The sequence below is a fragment of the Candidatus Solirubrobacter pratensis genome (assembly GCF_000425945.1).
In the GTDB taxonomy this organism is placed as follows: domain Bacteria; phylum Actinomycetota; class Thermoleophilia; order Solirubrobacterales; family Solirubrobacteraceae; genus Solirubrobacter; species Solirubrobacter pratensis.
The window spans coordinates 114,207-130,481 of record NZ_KE384482.1 but is presented as its reverse complement, the minus strand read 5'-3'; the positions used below and the strand labels follow the sequence as shown (position 1 = coordinate 130,481).

Genomic DNA, 16,275 nt, shown 5'->3' with positions numbered 1-16,275 from the left:
CGGTTGTGCGCGAATTGCCGCCGTCGCCCATCGCCGGTGCCGGCTCCTCCACCTGGTAGCCGCAGATCTCACCCTAAATCGACCGCGACCTCGACGGCGACGGCAGGCTCACGATCCCGGAGCTCGTCTCGCTCCTCAGTGCCACCCGGTCCACGTCATTCTCCGCGGTGCGCGCCGATCAGCACGACGGGGCCCCCAACATCGACGGCGAAGCGGTCGCCGGAGCGGCCCAGCTTCTGAGCGCGACGGCCAGTTGCTCCTTACCCCTTGGCGGGCGTATGGTGGCAAGGGCTGTGGGACGGAGAGCGCTGCGCTTAGTCCTCGCGGCAGCCGTCGGGCTGATGTTAATGCTGCCAGGTTCGTTGGCCGCGAGCACGATCGACTTCGAGCATCCGGCCGCGGGGACCGCCTTGACGAACCAATACGCCGATTCCGGCGGCCCAGCGCAGTTCGATCCCCGGATCACCTCGATGCAGATCACCCAAGGGACACAGATTCCGTATCTGCCCAGTCGTAGCGACTCGCCGGTCCCGTACTCACAGATCGAGCAGGCAGCGCAGCCCGGGACCCAGCAGGCCGCGGCTCACTTCGAGGCCGGCAGATGGACCGTGGTGCGGGTCTACGCTGATCTGCGCTTCGGTCCCCCCGAAGGCGTTCCCGTCCCCGCCGTCCTCTTTGGCTTCAAGATCGTCGGCCCAGGCCACCGTGTGCCGCTGCCCGGGAATCCGATCCTGCCTACGTACAGCCCGCCTCGTTTGACGCCGGGACCCGACCAGGCGAGCACCGACGAGGAGGGCAGCGACACAGCCGCCTACGAGTTCACCGTTCCTTCTTCGTGGACTCACGGCAGGATCGAGCTCAGTGCGAGGCTGCTGCCGGCGCAATCGATCCCGGTGGCCACCGAGGGGGCGTCACGGGCCGCGGCGCCCGGGCAGGGCGGGCTGCCGGTGGACGTGCCATGCACCACCCAGGAATGCGATCTCAACGACACGATGGGCATCACCGACATTCCCTTCGCGGACGTGGGAAGCGTGCGGATCCGTCCACTCGCGCTGACGGTCACCGGCGACAGCACGTTCCCGGCTCCGAACACTGCCTTCGGGTGGGCACGAAACCTCACGCCGGTCCACCTGTTGATCGAGCCGTACGACACGACGATCGACGTGAGCGATCTCGCCGGGAAGCCTCGGAAGGACGCGCTCAACACGATGAACGACCGGGTCGGCACCTACGTCTGCGACCACGGTGGCCTTCCGGATGCGTTGATCATCGGCGTCAGCCGCAACATCCTCCAGGGCATGGGGAATGTGGTAGCCACCTGGTGCTGGGGATTCCCGATCAGCGGGACGTATCGCTATGCGGTCGTGGATGCTTCGTTCCCCGCATATAGCGTTCCGCACGAGTTGCACCATCTGCTCGGACGTGGTCATGCCTCGGCAGCGTGCGGCGGGGCCGACAACGACACGTTCTTGAACCTTGGCCTTGCGATCAACAATCACGAGTCCTGGCCGCTGGATGATGTCGGATTCATCCAGAGCGTTGGACTCGCGCCTGAGAGCTCCGGCCCCCTTGCGACTTCGCCTTACCACGTGATTTTCGGGATGCCCCCGTCACCGGCCCGGTCGGGATGCGAGGGCAAGAGCGGCAAGCCGTGCCCGACCATGGCGACGACGGACTGGTTCGACTTCATGTCCTACTGCGGCTCCACCAGCTTCGGCACCGCCCCTCTCATCAGCAATGTGTGGATCTCGACGCACAACTGGAACGCCGCCATCGATGACGGCGCGTCGCTTGCAAGCGCCAACACCTCTCGAGTCGTGGTCCCGAGGGTCAGGGCGCCTGGACGATCGACCTCGTCGCTCTACGTCACCGGGTCCGTGGGCGGCGATGGCGCCGTCACGATCACCTCTGTCCATCCGGTGACCGCGCGTCTTCAGACGCCGCCGGGCCGTTCGGACTACGCACTTTCTGGGCTCGGTTCGACAGGTACGACACACGCGACGTTGCGGATGTTCGAGTCCTTCGCCCACGTCGATGGGCCGGCGCTCGAACATCGCCTGGAAGGTGTCGTGCCGGCTGCGGGAGTCGCCGAGGTGGAAATCGTCAAGGGTGCGACGGTGCTCGCCCGTCGTCGTCAAAGCCCACACGCACCGACCGTCAGGCTCGGCGCGCGGCCGACGTTCGGCATCAAGAACGCCGTCGTCCGGTGGAGTGCACACGACGCCGACAACGATCACGTCGAGGCGAAGATCTCTTACTCCGGTGACGACGGCCGTACCTGGAAGCTGGTGTGGGTGGGGCCGAATCGCGGTCGGGTGAGGCTGCCGGCGCAGTACCTGTTCAGCGCGCGCAGAGCGCGCATCCGCGTGGAGGTGAATGACGGGTTCCGCACGGCGATCGCCGTCTCCCGCCGCTTCCGCTCGCCCGGGGAGGCGCCCTTGGTGTCGATCGCGCTGCCGGCGCGCCGATTTCATGAAGCAAACGATGCCCCACTCCTGCTCTCGGGACAGGCGTTCGATGATCGCTCCCGCCAGCTCACGGGACGGCGGCTGCGCTGGATGCTCGGGCGGCGACTGCTCGGCACCGGCGCTCAGATCACCGTCACGGGGCTACCGGCCGGCAGAGACCGGATCGATCTCCTGGCCCGCGACAGAGGCGGGCGGGTGGGGCGTGCGTCGGCGGTTGTGAGGCTTGGCGCGTCCCGGCCACTGTTCCTCAAGCTGCGGACACCACGGTCGGTTAGGCGCGGTGCGCGCTCACTGCGCATCACGGTGTCCAGTTCGGCGTCCGCGATTCTGATCGTGCAGGCTCCGGGACTGCGCCCGCAGCGCTTCTCCGTTGACCGGCGCGCGCGAGGACTCAGGCCGCGGATCCGGGCCGGGCGTAAAGCAGTCCGGCTGCGCCTCGTGCTCGCCGCCGGCGGGAAACGCAACGCCCAGGCTCTCGTCGTTGGGCGCCGGCGCTAGCGGAACGTGCGCGAGGCGACGAGCTCGGCGCCGGCCTGCGTGTGGATCACCGAGGCGCCGGATCGCTGCCGCTCAGACCGGGCGCTCGTCGAACCCTGCTGCCGCGCCCTCGACCGCCGCCGGCTCATCCTCGAGGAGGTCAACCGGACGGCGGTCGTCGAGCCAGCGGGTCGGGCTCGTGAACCAGAGCGCGATCTGCCAGTCGCTCAGGCCGGCGCGCCGCAGGTGCGACACCACGCGGCCGATCACCGCCCGCGGCTGGCCGTCGGGGGCGAACTGGAAGGCCGGGTAGATCGTGCGGCCTCTCCACTCGACGCCGATCACGCGTCCCACGCTTCGCCAGGCAGCGGCGAGCGCCGAGCCGTTGGCCGCTGCCGACCCCGCCCGGTCGGCAAGCTCGTCGGCGCTCCACGCGCCCCACTCGCGCACGAGTGCGAGCCGCGCGTCGGCGGATCGTCGCCAGCCGGGCATCGACGATGGCGGCGCGACGTCCGCAGGGAGGAGGGCGTCCGCGACCCGTTCATGGCGCGTCTGGTGCCGCTCGTGGCGCGCTCGGTCTGCGGGTGTCCCGAGTTCCTCGCGGACATCGGCGATCGCTCGGGCAAGCCGCTCGAGGTCGGGGGCGATCTCGCGCACCGTCGCTTGTGGACGCTCGGCGAACAGCCGAGAGATCTGGCGCTCGGCCTCGCGCAGCTTGTGCCATGGCGAGTCCGCAGCGATGCGGGCGGATGCGCCGTTGCGGTCGTTGACGTCGTTGCGATCCATCAAGCGCCTGAACCTACCCCCGGACCGCGGCGGCAGCACACGACCAAAGGATGGACACGGCCCGCGCGGTACACACGACGCACAGGCCGTGCAGCGCGAGCCGTCGGTGCGCTCTTAGCCAGCCGCGTGCGCGGCGTGCACGGCGGCGGCGGGCCGTGATCGGCGATCGGCTCACCGCCGCGGCCGAGTGCCCGCGCGACGAGATGGCGCGGCTCGGTTCCTGGGCCGGGCCGGCGGGTAGCCCGAGAATGCGTCCGCGCGCTGACATCCAGCTCGTCGTCGCCGATCGCGACGAGGACCTGGAGCCGGTGGGGGCCTGACCAGCCTCGTGAGCGGAGGCGCGCGGACGCCCCATCAGCCGGGCGTTGCAACTGGTCCTCGGGCGGCGCCCACGCGCACAGCCCGCGGGCCTCGAGCGCGGGCAGAGCGGCAGTGGCGTTCGCGCGGGCTTGTCGTGGTGAGATGCGGGTAGGCCCCGTGGCGTGGGGGGCGAAACGGTCGCGTTCGTGTTGGGCGGTGGCGGTCAGCTGGGCGCACATGAGGTCGGGATGTTGCGCGCGCTGCTCGAGCGCGCGATCGTGCCCGACCTCGTGGTCGGGACGTCCGTCGGCGCGATCAACGGCGCCGCGGTGGCCGCGGAGCCGAGCGTCGCGATGGTGGCGCGGCTGACCGAGATCTGGTCGGCGATCGAGCGCGGTGACCTGTTCGCGGGCTCGCTGTTGCGCCGGCTCGGGACGCTTGCGCGCACGGGTACGCACCTGCACGGGAACGATCGCTTGCGGGACCTGCTGACCGCGGGCCTCCCGGTCGCCACGATCGAGGCGCTGCCCGTCCGCTTCCAGTGCGTGGCGGCCAGCATCGAGCGCTCAGCTGAGCACTGGTTCACCGAGGGGCCGTTGGTCGACGCGGTGCTCGCGTCGGCCGCGGTGCCGGGGATCCTGCCGCCGGTGCGGGTCGGTGCGGAGCACTTCCTCGACGGAGGGATCGTCAACAGCATTCCCGTGGGGCGGGCGGCGCAGCTGGGCGCGATGGAGATCTACGTGCTGCACGTCGGCCGCCTGGATCGCGCGCTGACGCCGCCGAGGTGGCCGTGGGAGGTCGGGCTCGTCGCATTCGAGATCGCCCGTCGCCATCGCTTCCTCGGCGACCTGGAGTCGCTGCCCGGCTCGATCGCGATCCATGTGATGCCGACCGGGCAGCCCGAGGCGCCGCGGTACAACGACCTCTCGCAGCTGCGCTACCGACCTTCGAGCGGCGTTGCGGAGAGCATCGAGCGGGCGTATCGCGCGTCGCTGGCCTACCTCGAGGAGCTCGGCCGATGACGCTGCGCCTCGTCCGCCGGCGCGTGATCGCGCCGCTCGTGCTGGTCGGCGAGCTGGTCACGCTCGCCGCTTCGCCGGTGCTGGCCGCCGTGGCCGCGATCCTCTCACCGCTGTTCGGCGGCCGGCGCCCCCTGCGGCTGCTGGCGTTCCTGCTCGTCTACGTCAGCCGGCATCTCGCCGGGCTCGCCGCGTGCGGTGGGCTGTGGGCCGCCGGACGCGTACGCGGGCGTCGCCTGCTCGGCGCGCACTATCGCGTCCTTCGCTGGTTCGTCGGCGGGATCGCGCGTGCGGCGCTGCGCGCCGGACGCACGCGCGTCGAGGTGCACGGACCGGAGGCCGAGGCGGCGCTGCGCGCGGGCGAGCGGCCGGTGATCGTGCTGAGCATGCACTCGGGCGAGGGCGACTCGCTGCTCGTGCTCGACCACCTGCTCAGCCGCTACGGCCGGCGCCCGCGGGTCGTCATGCACGAGACGTTGCGTCTGGATCCGCTGATCGCGGTGCTAGGCCGCCGTCTGCCCAACCGCTTCGTCGACCCCCGCGGCGGCGAGACCGAGACGGAGATCGCTGCGATGAGCGGCGGTCTCGGCCCGCGCGACGCGGTGCTGATCTTCCCGGAGGGCGGCAACTTCTCGGCGCGGCGGCGGCGGGAGAGCATCGAGCGGCTGGAGCGGCGGGGTCACTTCGAGGAGGCGGCCTCGGCGCGCGCGATGCGCCACGTCGCCGCGCCGCGGCCGGGCGGCGCGCTCGCCGCGATCGCCGCCGCGCCGCAGGCCGACGTCGTGTTCGTCGCCCACCAAGGCTTCCCGCAGTCGCTGCGCGAGACGTGGCGGACGTTGCCCGACGCGAAGGTCGTCACGGTCGCGCTGTGGCTGGTTCCGGCCGCCGCGATCCCGGTGGACGAGCAGGCGCGAATCGACTGGCTCTTCGACTGGTGGCGGACGCTCGACGAGTGGGTCGGAAAGCGACCTGTGGGAGTGGCCACCGCCCGCTAAGGGGTACTCCACTTACGATGAGTAACCGCTTCCGGATGGTTCCCGCGGCTTCGGATGTCGCGTTCCGGTCGGTGGCATCTCGATCCCGGCGGCGCCGCGCGTACTGGTGAGCGGGCCGCAGGCGCCGGGCGCGCTACAGCCCCGTTTCGACGGCGATCCTGCCGGCGTCGGCCGCGTGCCGGAGCGCGGCGTAGTCGGCGTCGTTCTGGTCGGCGTAGGTCTCGGCGAACGACGCCATCGCGCGGTCGAATCCGTCGCCTGAACCGAGGTAGCCGGCGATCGCCACGGCGTCGCCGGAGCGTGCGTGGGCGCGCGCGAGCGTCCAGCCGCAGACTCGCGCGTACTCGGCCATTGCGGCCGGGTTCATCGTCTCGATGATCGCGGAGCCCTTGCCGTCCCACAGTTGGCGGATGTAGAAGTCGCGCTCGACCCCGTCGATGCCGGGCGTGCGCAGCCAGCCGAGCATGATGTCGCTGGCGGACTGCATCAGCCGCTGCCCCTCGACGACTCGTTGTCCGTGGTTGGCGAACTCGCTGTTGCCGAGGAACGGCTCGAGCACGGAGCGCTCGGCCTCCTTGCACTGCAGGAACAGCGGGTCGCCGTCGTCGTGGCCGAGCATCAGCACGATCCACGCGCGCGTGCCGACGCTGCCGACGCCGACCACCTTGCGCGCCGTGTGCACGTAGCGGAAGCGCTCGAGCAGGCGGCGACGGTCGCTGGGCAGCGTGCCGCGGTAGGCGCGGATCAGCTTCCGCTGCGCGTCGTCGAGCACGACGCGCTGCTCTGGGGAGACCAGCTCCTCGATCGGCACCATCAGCGGCGGGTCGCTGACGATCCGAGGATGGCCGTCGACGAGGTGGGTCAGCCGGTCGAACGCCCGCATGCTGTCCTTCGTACGCGCCTTGGCGACGTTGCGATCGAAGCGCTTGCGCTGCTTGGTGGTCGCTTGCGCGGCCCACTGCCTGGCCAGGTCCTCGACGTCGATGCGGGCATACCAGAGCTCGAGCGCCCGCATCTCGGCGAACTCGCGCATCGCCTCGCGATATGACCGCCCGGCCGCGAGCTCGACCGCTTCGCGCGGCTTGGCGTCGAATCCGCGATCGCGGCCGGCGACCGCGAAGCTCGCCACGAGCCGCTTGACGTCCCACTCAAACGGCCCGGGCAGCGTCTCGTCGAAATCGTTGACGCTGAACACCAGCCGCCGATCGGGAGCCGCGAACGCGCCGAAGTTCGACAGATGCGCATCGCCGCAGAGCTGCACGTGCAGCCCCGTGCGCGGCGTGCCGGCGAGGTCGGCCGCCATCAGGGCGGCGGCGCCGCGGTAGAACGTGAACGGCGAGACGAGCATGCGCCCGTAGCGGATCGGCACCAACTCCGGCACGCGCGTCTGCGCCTGCTCTTCGAGCACGTCGACGGGATCGCGCCGGCCCGGCGCCGGCTCCCACGCGGCGTGCGACGAGCGCGGCACTTCGGCGCGCGCCGCCTTCCCTCGCGCTTCCCGCTCCGCCCTCGTGAAATGCGCGACGCGGCCCATCTCCACGCGCGTACGCCGCGCATCCGCGCCGTCGCCCGCGGGGCCGTTGTGTGTGGCAGTGGCCGTGTTCATCAGGCTCCTCCTCGCTTGCCGGGCCGGCCGGCGCGAGCAACGCGGTGGGCGAGCAACCCGGGCTGTGTCACTGCGTTCGGCATCGCCATCTGCGTCTTGCTCCTCGTCAGGTCGAGCAGCCACGTGCGCATGAGCTCAGCGAAGCCGTCTCGGCACCATCGGCCGGGAAGCTCCCGATTCCAACGCGCCGCCGGATCGCCGGCATCACCCGAACGGGACGAAATCCACGACGGCAAGAACGTTCGGGACCGGAGACCTGTCCAACCCGATCGTCTCGTGACTCCCACCGAAGAGCTCGTTCGCGACCCGAGCCGACACCAGGCGAAGAGCCGAAGTCTGGAATCCCACTACGCGCGACGAGCGCGGCGCCTTCACACGACCTGCGGGCGCATGCTGGGGCGGGGGGATCATCCGATTCGGATGACTCGCGTCCGGCCGGGAGTCTCGACCATCTGATCGCTAGGCGCTCGGCCTGCTCCACGCGCGGTGTCGGCTCGCCGCGATGGCGCGACCGCGCGCGTGAACACGGCTCCGGCGCTCCGACGAAAGGGCGTGGCAAATGTGCCGCTGGCTCGCATACTCCGGCTCCCCGATCCTGATCCAAGAGGCGCTCTACGAGGGGCCCAACTCGCTCGTCGGCCAAAGCCTGCACTCGCACCTCGGGGCCGAGCCGACCAACGGCGACGGGTTCGGCGTCGGCTGGTATGGCGCTCCGGACACGCCGGGGGTCTTCCGCAGCACCGAGCCGGCCTGGAACGACAGCAACCTGCGCGAACTCGCCGGCCACATCAGCTCCCCGTTGTTCTTCACGCATATCCGGGCCGCGATCGGCAGCGCCGTGCAGCAGACCAACTGTCACCCCTTCCGCCACGGCCGCTGGCTGTTCATGCACAACGGCTACATCAACGGGTTCGCCACGATCAAGCGCGACCTCGTCCTCGCGGTCGACCCATCGCTCTACCCAGAGATCCGGGGTCAGGCCGACACCGAGCTGCTCTTCTTTCTCGCCCTCACGCTCGGGCTCGAGGACGACCCGGCGGCCGCCGTCGAGCGGGCGATCGGACTCGTCGAAGCGGTCGCCGCTCACCACGGGGTGCCAAACCCGTTCCAGGGCACGATTGCGACCACCGACGGCGAGACCATCTGGGCGTTCCGGTACTCCAGCGAGAAGAACTCGCGCTCGCTGTTCTACACCACCGACGTTCCCACCCTGCGGACGCTCTACCCCACACGGCAACTCTTCCAAGAGGTCTCCGACAACGCGCGGCTGATCGTCTCCGAACCCCTCGGCGACGTCGCCGGAGTCTGGAACGAGGTACCCGAATCCACCTACGGCATCGTCGGCCCAGACCGCGCTGAGATACGGCCGTTCGAGCCCAAGGCCCCGACAACCCCCGTGCCGGTCCGCGCGTGACACGACTGAGCCGTGCCTGAGGGTCTCTCACCCGGCGAGGTCGGCAAGGAGATCGCCGAGCACAAGCAGCACACCGTCGCCGCCGACACCGAACATGATCGGCACGATCGGTGGTTGTCGATCGTCGAAGCCCTGCTGTTGTCGCTGGTGGCCGTCCTCGCCGCGTACTCGGGCTACGCCGCGGCGAAGTGGGGCACGGAGTCGTCGGTGACCCTCGCCGGCGCATCGGCGGCACGCACGAAGGCAAACCGCGCCGACACCGAGGCAATCGTGACCCGCGCACAGGACTCCGCCTCCTTCAATGCCTGGTTCACCGCCTTCACCGCCGGAAGCGCCAACGACGAGCGGTTGGCCGAAAAGCGGATGCGTCCTGGATATCGCCCGGCGTTCAACGCTTGGCTGGCGACAGATCCTGAACACAATTCAAACGCCCCTCCAGGGCCCGCCTACATGCCGCAATACGTCATTTCCCAGCAGGCCGCCGCGAAGGCCTACGACGCGCGGGCCGACGCCGAGTTCGCCGGCGGGGCCAAGGCGGGTGCGACGGAGGACAAGTACATCCGCGCGACCGTATTCCTTGCGACCGTGCTGTTCCTGGTGGGGATCAGCGGCCACTTCCGGATTCGCCAAGCGCGGATGGCGCTGATCGGCGCCGGAGGACTGCTGCTGGCATTCGCGGTGATGCAGCTGCTCCGCCTTCCCGGACCGCCTGGATAGCGACACCAGCCAGAGCACAGGAGAAGCGGACGCAGCCATGTTGGCTCCGTTCAGGTGAGCAGACCGTCGTCGGCGTCTCGCCAGACCCAAGAGTGAAAGTCGACCGGAAAGGCGGTGGGGAACCGCGCGCGTCACGCAGGCGCGCGGCGGAACGTGATCTCGAGGTCGTCGGCCCAGGTCTCGCCGTCGCGCGAGAGCTCCCACTGCCCCGTGATCGTGTCGCCGCCGTCCTCGAGCGTGCCCGTGAAGCGCTGCGAGAAGCCGGGGTGGTCGCGCCAGATCCGCAGCACGCCTCCGTCCATGCTCAGGCCGCCGGGCGGAGCGCGATGAGTTTTCCGGCGCGGACGGGTCAATAGGCATGGAAAAAGAACCTGCGGCCACAGCGGCCGCCTACCGAGGAGGCACGATGAGCAAGCTGAGGTGTCAGATCTCGATATCGCTGGACGGTTTCGTCGCCGGCCCGAACCAGAGCGAGGAGAACCCGCTCGGCGAGGGCGGCGAGCGGCTCCACGATTGGGTGGTTCCGCTGGCCGCCTGGCGCCGATCCCACGGCAAGCAAGGCGGCGAGGTGAACGAGAGCACACGGGTATTCGAGGAATCGCTCGAGAACGTCGGGGCCGGCCTGATGGGTCGAAACATGTTCGGCCCGATCGGCGGTGGTCCCTGGGGCGACGAGCAGTGGACGGGCTGGTGGGGCGACGAGCCTCCCTACCACTGCCCCGTGTTCATTCTCACCCATCACCCGCGTGATCCCGTGGTGATGGAGGGAGGGACCACGTTCCACTTCGTCACCGACGGAATCAAGTCCGCGCTCGACCAGGCAAGGGAGGCCGCCGGCGGCAAAGACGTCATGCTTTGGGGCGGCGGCAAGGTCGCGCAGCAGTACCTGGCAGCGGGACTGCTGGACGAACTTGAGCTCCACGTCGTTCCGGTGGTGCTCGGCGACGGTGCTCGCCTCTTCGACAACCTCGGGGACGCGGAGGTGCAGCTCGAGCAGGTCCGGGCCGTCGAGGCGCCCGGCGTCACCCACCTCAAGTACAGGAGCGTGAGATGAAGGGGGTCGGCGAGCGGCCGTGAATCGAGCGCGGCGAGTGACGCTCGGATTTCGCACGTCGCGATAGCGAGCAGGTGTCGATCGCCGTCAGCCTCAGGCCCGGCACTCCCTTCGCGCGTTCTCGGGCGTGAGGCGACGGCTCACGCGTGGTCCAGGAGAGCTTCCGAGGCGTCCCACAGCCGGTGCGCGTTGGCGGGGTCGAGGGCGTAGGACGCGACGCCGGTCCCCGCGGCGTCGCGATGGTCGACGGTCGGGGCTTCGTTGCAGTTGTCGAAGTAGCGGCCGCCAATGCCCTCGAGATCCGGGGACGTTGCGAGCAGCACCGAGGTGGCGGCGCCCTGCTCGGGGGTCTTCCGTCGCTCGGGCGGAGTGACGAGCTTGCCGCCGACATGTCGCTGCAGGTTGGTGGCGATCGCACCCGGATTCAGCGCGTTGGCGGTGATCTTGTCCGCGGCCCAGCGGGCGGTCGCGCCGACGGCGAACAGGATGGCCGCGGTCTTGGACTGACCGTAGGCGAGCAGCGGGTCGTAGGGTCGGAAGCGGAAGTGCAGGTCGTCGAGGACGACCGGGGAGTAGAGGTGCCCGATCGAGCTGACGACCACGATTCGGGCGGAGCCGGCGGCGGCGAGCGCGTCGTGGAGCGCGCATGCGAGCGCGAAGTGACCAAGGTGATTGGTGGCGAGCTGCAGCTCCCATCCTTGGGGGGTGCGCTGCTCAGGCGACATCATGACGCCCGCGTTGTTGATGAGGATGTCGAGCGGTCCGTCCCAGGCCGCCGTGAACGCGGCCGCGGAGGCCGGGTCGGTCAGCTCGAGCGCGGCGACGGCGACGTCGTCGCGGCCGGTCGTCGTCTCGATGTCCGCGGCCGTCTTGGCACCGGCGTCGGTGTCGCGGACGGCGAGGGTGACCTGGGCGCCGGCGCCTGCGAGCGCGCGGGCGGTCTCGATGCCGATGCCCGAAGAGGCGCCCGTCACGATCGCGCGCTTGCCGGTCAGGTCGATACCCGCCGCCACCTCGGCGGCGGTGGAGGAGAAGCCGAAGGGGGTGCTGATGAGGGTCATGGCCGCCAGTGTTCGCCGGGGAGTCACCGGCAACCAGATCCCCACGCTTCCTGGGAATATCAGGGCCACCCTCGGCGCACCGGCCGGGGGTACCGTGCACGGTGATGAACCCCGCGCAGCATCTCGGCGAGTTCCTGCGCGCACGGCGCGAGCTGCTCGCGCCGGAAGACGTCGGCCTCCCGCGTTTCGGCCGCCGGCGCGTCCCGGGCCTTCGCCGCGAGGAGCTTGCGCTGCTGGCCGGTGTGAGCACCGATTATCTCGTCCGCCTCGAGCAGGGCCGCGACCACCACCCGTCGACGCAGGTCCTCGATGCGCTGGCGCGGGCTCTGCAGCTCGACGAGCACGCCACCGAGCATCTGCATGCGCTCGGTCAGCCCGCGCGACCGCGACCGCGAGCGCGGCGCAAGCCGAAGCCGGAGCGTGCTCCGGAGGGAATCGTGCAGTTGCTTGCGTCGTGGCCGGCGACGCCGGCGTTCGTCCACGGGCGGCTGATGGACGTCCTGGCCGCCAATCCATTGGCTCACGCGCTCTCGCCGATCTACACGCCCGGCGTCAACCTCGTGCGGGCGACCTTCCTTGACCCGGGCGTGCGCGAGCTGTACGGCAACGGCTGGCTCAAGATCGCGCAGAGCGTGGTCGCCCACTTGCGCACGCAGGTCGGCGCCCAGCCTGAGGACCCGCCGTTCGAGCAGCTTGTCGGGGAGCTGTCGGTGCGCAGCGAGGAGTTCCGGCGCTTGTGGGCACGTCATGACGTGCAACCACGCGCCTCCGGCGGGATCACGCCGATCGAGCACCCGCAGGTCGGGCAGCTCGTGCTGCGCTACGAGAAGCTGGCGATCGCCGGCGGTGAGGGCGTGACGCTCGTGATCTACCACGCCGAGCCCGCGAGCTCGTCGGCACATACTCTGCAGCTGCTCGCGAGCATGGCCGCGTCTTCGCCTGGGCACGGCGAGCCTGGCCGTCTCGTTCCTAGGGAACCGGGGGCCTCTGCCTAGCGGGTCGCGTCCGGCGCAGACTCGGACGCATGACCACGAATCACAGTCGGCTTCGTCGGGTGGGCGAGCAAGGGCCCCGACGGCAAGGGCGATCGCCGAGGCCGGGTGGCCGTTGCGCGTCTGGGCGCGAAACGAGCGCTCCTGCCCGGCGCTCGGCGACGCCTGCCATGAGCGCTGCGAGAGCGTGGCGTACGGCGACCCGAGGCGGCGGTCGAGCTCGCCCGCCACGCCGAAGCCAACGGCCACGCGATTCTCGATGCGCCGGTCAGCGGTGCCCGCCCGCGGCCGAGCACACAGCGCTCACGACCTTCGTCTGAGATGGCCAGCCACCTGTCTGAGCTGTGGCGCAACGACACCAGCGACATCTCCGACGCGATGCGCGGCCACGATCTCCCTCCGACCATGCTCGAGGCGAGTGCGCACGAGGGCGTCGCCGGATTCCTCCCGCCACTCAACGCGATCGCAAAACCCGAGCCGAACTGAGCATCGAGGGCTGCTCGCTTCCCATGCGACCCTGCCGTGGTGCGCCGCCGCTCCCCGAGCACACCGCTGCTTGCGCCTGAGGCCGTCGCGCAAACGACGGGCGAGGATCCGCTGCGCGTCTGCATGGGCGCGAGATCATTCGCGTTCGCGCATCCGATCTCGATACCACGCGCGCAATGACGTCGCGATGCGTCTGTCGGTTCGGTCGTCGACGTCTTCTCGCTGAAGCCCCATGTGCTCTCGGGCGTTGGCGAGGAACGCGGAGACTTCATCGGCGCCGGCGCCTTCTCGGAGCAGACGACCGACGGTTGCGGCGTAGCTCGAGTACTCGTCGTCGGGCAGCTCGAACCCGATGGGGTTCCAGTCGTCGTGGAGGATCTGGTTGACGTGACGGCGGCCCGTCTGCTTCCACCAGCGGTGATGCTCCTCGGCGTCCACGCGGGCGACTGTAGTGGCCCGGCCACGCGCCACGGTTGCCACTGACACGTGGCGTCCGGCTGGATTAAGCGGAGTCGAGATGGGGGTGCAGCAGGACGGTACGCCCCGTTCGGGTACCGAGCCGACGTCTACGTAGCCGGCTCCGGCTTACACGAGATGGCGCGGGCGCCTGCGGGGCTCCTGCGCCAACGCGGAGCCGATGCACGGTCGCGCTCAGGCGTGCCTGCGTCCTGGAGCACTTGAGACGAGGGGCACGCCGCTGCCTTCACGCGATGGCGATCGCGATGATGCTCGAGCTTCGGCCGATGGGGATCTCGGGGGCCGCCGGCGCCGTACCTATGCACCGCGCTCACGCGGTCGAGCCGCGCGGCGTTTCTGGTGGTCGTCCCGACGCCCGCTTGTCAAATGAAGCAGCGGTGCCTGCGCCCCCGCGGCAACGGCGGACCATCACGAGGCGGTTTGGTCTCCCATTGAGATGTCGCCGTCGGAGACCTGGATATTCGTGTTGATGATTGTGGACGGGGCGGTGGTGATGTACGTCGGCCCACTTACTGCGGTTCCCTGCCCGGCACCGGGGTCGGCGGCGGCGGTGCCGGCGCGCACAGTGGACATCACGGCGGCGATGGCGATCGTACTGAGGGCGGCCGCGACCCGCGTAAGACGCATTCGTGTCGGCTTCATGTCGAACCTGCGCTTTCACATACTCAAACATTCATGACTTCGATCGGTGCAAGCAGGGCCGCCGATGCACGCTTTGGCGCGAGGGTTCTGACGTCGAGGCCGGTGGGCATGGCGTGGTCTTGGCCATGCCCGCTCTCTTGTCGATCGATGTAACCTGCAAAACAACTATAGCCGGAACATGCGCTCTTCGTCAAGGCCCATCTGCGGACATTGGCCGATCAGCGCTTCCTGGCGTCCGACGCTACGTCGGTTACACTGTGGCCATGGACCGCCCGTTGATCGGCGAGCCGTTGCCCCTCGACCTGCTCAACACGCTGTGGGTGAACGATGGGCGCACCGTCGACGCACTCGCCGACCCCGCGGGCGTCGCTGCCTGGCTGGACGAGCGCGATCTGCGCTCCCCGTGCTCGGCCGAACAGCTTGGGCCGGTCCTTCGCGAGGGACGCGAGGCGATCCGCCAAGCCCTGCTGGCGCCGGATCAACCAGCCGCCCACGACGCCCTGAACGCCCTGCTGGCCCGAGGCCACCTGCGCGACCGCCTCGGAGCCGACGGCCCCGAGTCCGTCGTGCAGGTCGATGAAGAGCGCTGGCGCATAGCCTGGCTGGCTGCCCACGACCTCGTCGCACTCCTTCGGCACAGGCCACAGCGCATCCGCCGCTGCGCCGAAGAGAACTGCATCCTCTGGTTTCTAGACGCCTCGCGCAACGGCACGCGCCGATGGTGCACGATGGACGCCTGCGGCAACCGAAGCAAGGTGCGTCGTCACCGCGCACGTCATGCGAGAACAGAGGTCGAACCCCCGAGCGAGGGCTGAACGAACTTGCGGGCGACCGCGCAGGCCTGACGCCGGCACACATCCCCGCTCGAGACGACCAGCAGAAGTGCCACGCAACTCGAACCGGTGCACGCGGTGCATAGGCACGGCGCGGCGTTCCGAGAGGGCGAGCTCGAATACCGTCGCTTGCGCCATGCGCGAGGGGCGGCCGTCATGCGTCGCCTGCTCGCCGACCTCGACGACATCGCCGCGAGCTCGCCGAGGCGCTGGTTGCACCGGATTCATCGCCCAGCGCTTCAGGAGTGGAGCGCGGACCACGCCTGGTCGTTCGTCGTGCAACTGTACGCGACGCCGTCGGTGTAGGCGATGTCCTCCCGGTACGTGCCCGCGATCCGGGTCACGCCCGTCGAGGCGGTGCCGTGGACGCGCCCGCTGAACGTGTAGGTGAACGTCGCCGTGTGGCCGGAGAACACGCCGCTCACGGGCACCGTGCCGGCGAATGAACCGTCGGCCGCGAGTGGGATGTCGGCGATGGTGATGTGGTCGTAGAACGTCTTGCTCGGCGTGCAGCCAAGGTAGGTCGGGACCGTCACGCTCAGCACGTCGGTGCCGTCGTTCGAGACCTGGAACGAGAAGACGGCCTGCTCCGGGGTCCGGCCGGAGTAGGTCCCGGCGGGCGCCGAAGCAGACTGGGTCCCCTGCGCTTCCCGGGTCGCGTACCACGCTTGGTCGTCGGTCGTGCAGGAGCGCGACGTGCCGTCGTCGTAGGCGATGTCTTCGCGGAAGGTGCCGGCGAAGCGGGCGGCACCGCCCGTGACAGTGCCGTGGAGGTGGCCGCTGAAGGTGTAGGTGAACGTCGCTGCGTAACCGGCGAGGATGCCTTCCTGCGTGGCGCTTCCGGAGAACGACGCGTCGGGGGCGATTGCGATGTCGGCGATGCCGATGTGGTCGTAGAACGTCTTGCTCGGCGCGCAGCCGAGGTAGGTGGGGACGGTGACGTCCTGC

Annotated in this window: 16 protein-coding genes and 1 pseudogene; 10 read left to right on the top strand and 7 right to left on the bottom strand. The window is 69.8% G+C overall.

Going from position 1 to position 16,275, the window contains the following annotated elements; genetic code table 11:
* Window positions 1–167: 167 nt before the first annotated feature.
* Complete coding sequence (locus H958_RS0133545) at window positions 168–2,966, top strand: hypothetical protein (RefSeq protein ID WP_028061850.1); 2,799 nt, start codon at window positions 168–170, stop codon at window positions 2,964–2,966.
* A gap of 72 nt (window positions 2,967–3,038) precedes the next feature.
* Here H958_RS0133545 and H958_RS44635 read toward each other — a convergent pair whose 3' ends face one another.
* Window positions 3,039–3,731 carry a hypothetical protein gene (locus H958_RS44635; protein WP_028061849.1) on the bottom strand — a complete coding sequence of 231 codons (693 nt, stop codon included), beginning with the start codon at window positions 3,729–3,731 and terminating at the stop codon, window positions 3,039–3,041.
* Window positions 3,732–3,886: 155 nt separating this feature from the next.
* On the opposite strand from H958_RS44635, the gene H958_RS47180 reads away from it, so the two are divergent.
* From H958_RS47180 to H958_RS0133525, 3 genes are all read left to right on the top strand, one after another.
* Window positions 3,887–4,051 carry a hypothetical protein gene (locus tag H958_RS47180; RefSeq protein ID WP_156028482.1) on the top strand — a complete coding sequence of 55 codons (165 nt, stop codon included), beginning with the start codon at window positions 3,887–3,889 and terminating at the stop codon, window positions 4,049–4,051.
* Between the two features lie 162 nt (window positions 4,052–4,213).
* Window positions 4,214–5,053, top strand: coding sequence for a patatin-like phospholipase family protein (locus tag H958_RS0133530; RefSeq protein WP_028061848.1), 840 nt, complete (start codon window positions 4,214–4,216; stop codon window positions 5,051–5,053).
* Window positions 5,050–6,045, top strand: a complete 996-nt coding sequence (locus H958_RS0133525) for a 1-acyl-sn-glycerol-3-phosphate acyltransferase (protein ID WP_028061847.1) — start codon at window positions 5,050–5,052, stop codon at window positions 6,043–6,045. The genes H958_RS0133530 and H958_RS0133525 overlap by 4 nt, the downstream gene beginning before the upstream one ends.
* A gap of 133 nt (window positions 6,046–6,178) precedes the next feature.
* On the opposite strand, the gene H958_RS0133520 is transcribed toward H958_RS0133525, so the two are convergent.
* Window positions 6,179–7,651, bottom strand: coding sequence for a DUF2252 domain-containing protein (locus H958_RS0133520; RefSeq protein ID WP_081686551.1), 1,473 nt, complete (start codon window positions 7,649–7,651; stop codon window positions 6,179–6,181).
* Window positions 7,652–8,210: 559 nt separating this feature from the next.
* Here H958_RS0133520 and H958_RS0133510 point away from each other — a divergent pair.
* Together H958_RS0133510 and H958_RS0133505 are read left to right on the top strand one after the other, a co-directional pair.
* Window positions 8,211–9,065 (top strand): class II glutamine amidotransferase, encoded by an 855-nt coding sequence (locus H958_RS0133510; protein WP_028061845.1) that lies wholly within the window; start codon window positions 8,211–8,213, stop codon window positions 9,063–9,065.
* A gap of 12 nt (window positions 9,066–9,077) precedes the next feature.
* Window positions 9,078–9,782 carry a hypothetical protein gene (locus H958_RS0133505; RefSeq protein WP_028061844.1) on the top strand — a complete coding sequence of 235 codons (705 nt, stop codon included), beginning with the start codon at window positions 9,078–9,080 and terminating at the stop codon, window positions 9,780–9,782.
* A gap of 131 nt (window positions 9,783–9,913) precedes the next feature.
* On the opposite strand, the gene H958_RS47175 is transcribed toward H958_RS0133505, so the two are convergent.
* Window positions 9,914–10,072, bottom strand: a complete 159-nt coding sequence (locus tag H958_RS47175; RefSeq protein ID WP_196807702.1) for a hypothetical protein — start codon at window positions 10,070–10,072, stop codon at window positions 9,914–9,916.
* 116 nt (window positions 10,073–10,188) lie between these two features.
* Here H958_RS47175 and H958_RS0133495 point away from each other — a divergent pair, with 116 nt between their 5' ends.
* Window positions 10,189–10,836 (top strand): dihydrofolate reductase family protein, encoded by a 648-nt coding sequence (locus H958_RS0133495; protein WP_028061843.1) that lies wholly within the window; start codon window positions 10,189–10,191, stop codon window positions 10,834–10,836.
* Between the two features lie 140 nt (window positions 10,837–10,976).
* Here H958_RS0133495 and H958_RS0133490 read toward each other — a convergent pair whose 3' ends face one another.
* Window positions 10,977–11,897 (bottom strand): SDR family NAD(P)-dependent oxidoreductase, encoded by a 921-nt coding sequence (locus H958_RS0133490; RefSeq protein WP_028061842.1) that lies wholly within the window; start codon window positions 11,895–11,897, stop codon window positions 10,977–10,979.
* Window positions 11,898–12,001: 104 nt separating this feature from the next.
* On the opposite strand from H958_RS0133490, the gene H958_RS42360 reads away from it, so the two are divergent.
* Window positions 12,002–12,892 carry a helix-turn-helix transcriptional regulator gene (locus H958_RS42360; protein ID WP_051325179.1) on the top strand — a complete coding sequence of 297 codons (891 nt, stop codon included), beginning with the start codon at window positions 12,002–12,004 and terminating at the stop codon, window positions 12,890–12,892.
* Window positions 12,893–13,210: 318 nt separating this feature from the next.
* Window positions 13,211–13,375 carry a hypothetical protein gene (locus tag H958_RS47170; protein ID WP_156028480.1) on the top strand — a complete coding sequence of 55 codons (165 nt, stop codon included), beginning with the start codon at window positions 13,211–13,213 and terminating at the stop codon, window positions 13,373–13,375.
* A gap of 135 nt (window positions 13,376–13,510) precedes the next feature.
* On the opposite strand, the gene H958_RS0133475 is transcribed toward H958_RS47170, so the two are convergent.
* Together H958_RS0133475 and H958_RS48625 are read right to left on the bottom strand one after the other, a co-directional pair.
* Window positions 13,511–13,813 carry a hypothetical protein gene (locus tag H958_RS0133475; protein ID WP_028061841.1) on the bottom strand — a complete coding sequence of 101 codons (303 nt, stop codon included), beginning with the start codon at window positions 13,811–13,813 and terminating at the stop codon, window positions 13,511–13,513.
* Window positions 13,814–14,260: 447 nt separating this feature from the next.
* Entirely contained in the window at window positions 14,261–14,494 is a 234-nt protein-coding gene (locus H958_RS48625; protein WP_156028479.1) for a hypothetical protein, read from the bottom strand.
* A 263-nt stretch (window positions 14,495–14,757) separates the two neighbouring features.
* Between H958_RS48625 and H958_RS45730 the strand changes: the two genes are divergently transcribed.
* A complete protein-coding gene (locus H958_RS45730; RefSeq protein WP_081686564.1) occupies window positions 14,758–15,309 on the top strand; it encodes a CGNR zinc finger domain-containing protein in 552 nt (183 codons plus the stop codon).
* Window positions 15,310–15,566: 257 nt separating this feature from the next.
* Here H958_RS45730 and H958_RS48040 read toward each other — a convergent pair.
* Window positions 15,567–16,275, bottom strand: a pseudogene (locus tag H958_RS48040) (hypothetical protein); the annotation flags it as partial.

Coding starts and splice junctions, on each gene's coding strand:
- H958_RS45730 (WP_081686564.1), top strand. CDS start 14,758: ATGGACCGCCCGTTGATCGGCGAGCCGTTGCCCCTCGACCTGCTCAAC.
- H958_RS0133495 (WP_028061843.1), top strand. CDS start 10,189: ATGAGCAAGCTGAGGTGTCAGATCTCGATATCGCTGGACGGTTTCGTC.
- H958_RS48625 (WP_156028479.1), bottom strand. CDS start 14,494: ATGAAGCCGACACGAATGCGTCTTACGCGGGTCGCGGCCGCCCTCAGT.
- H958_RS44635 (WP_028061849.1), bottom strand. CDS start 3,731: ATGGATCGCAACGACGTCAACGACCGCAACGGCGCATCCGCCCGCATC.
- H958_RS42360 (WP_051325179.1), top strand. CDS start 12,002: ATGAACCCCGCGCAGCATCTCGGCGAGTTCCTGCGCGCACGGCGCGAG.
- H958_RS0133525 (WP_028061847.1), top strand. CDS start 5,050: ATGACGCTGCGCCTCGTCCGCCGGCGCGTGATCGCGCCGCTCGTGCTG.
- H958_RS0133490 (WP_028061842.1), bottom strand. CDS start 11,897: ATGACCCTCATCAGCACCCCCTTCGGCTTCTCCTCCACCGCCGCCGAG.
- H958_RS47170 (WP_156028480.1), top strand. CDS start 13,211: ATGGCCAGCCACCTGTCTGAGCTGTGGCGCAACGACACCAGCGACATC.
- H958_RS0133510 (WP_028061845.1), top strand. CDS start 8,211: ATGTGCCGCTGGCTCGCATACTCCGGCTCCCCGATCCTGATCCAAGAG.
- H958_RS0133520 (WP_081686551.1), bottom strand. CDS start 7,651: ATGAACACGGCCACTGCCACACACAACGGCCCCGCGGGCGACGGCGCG.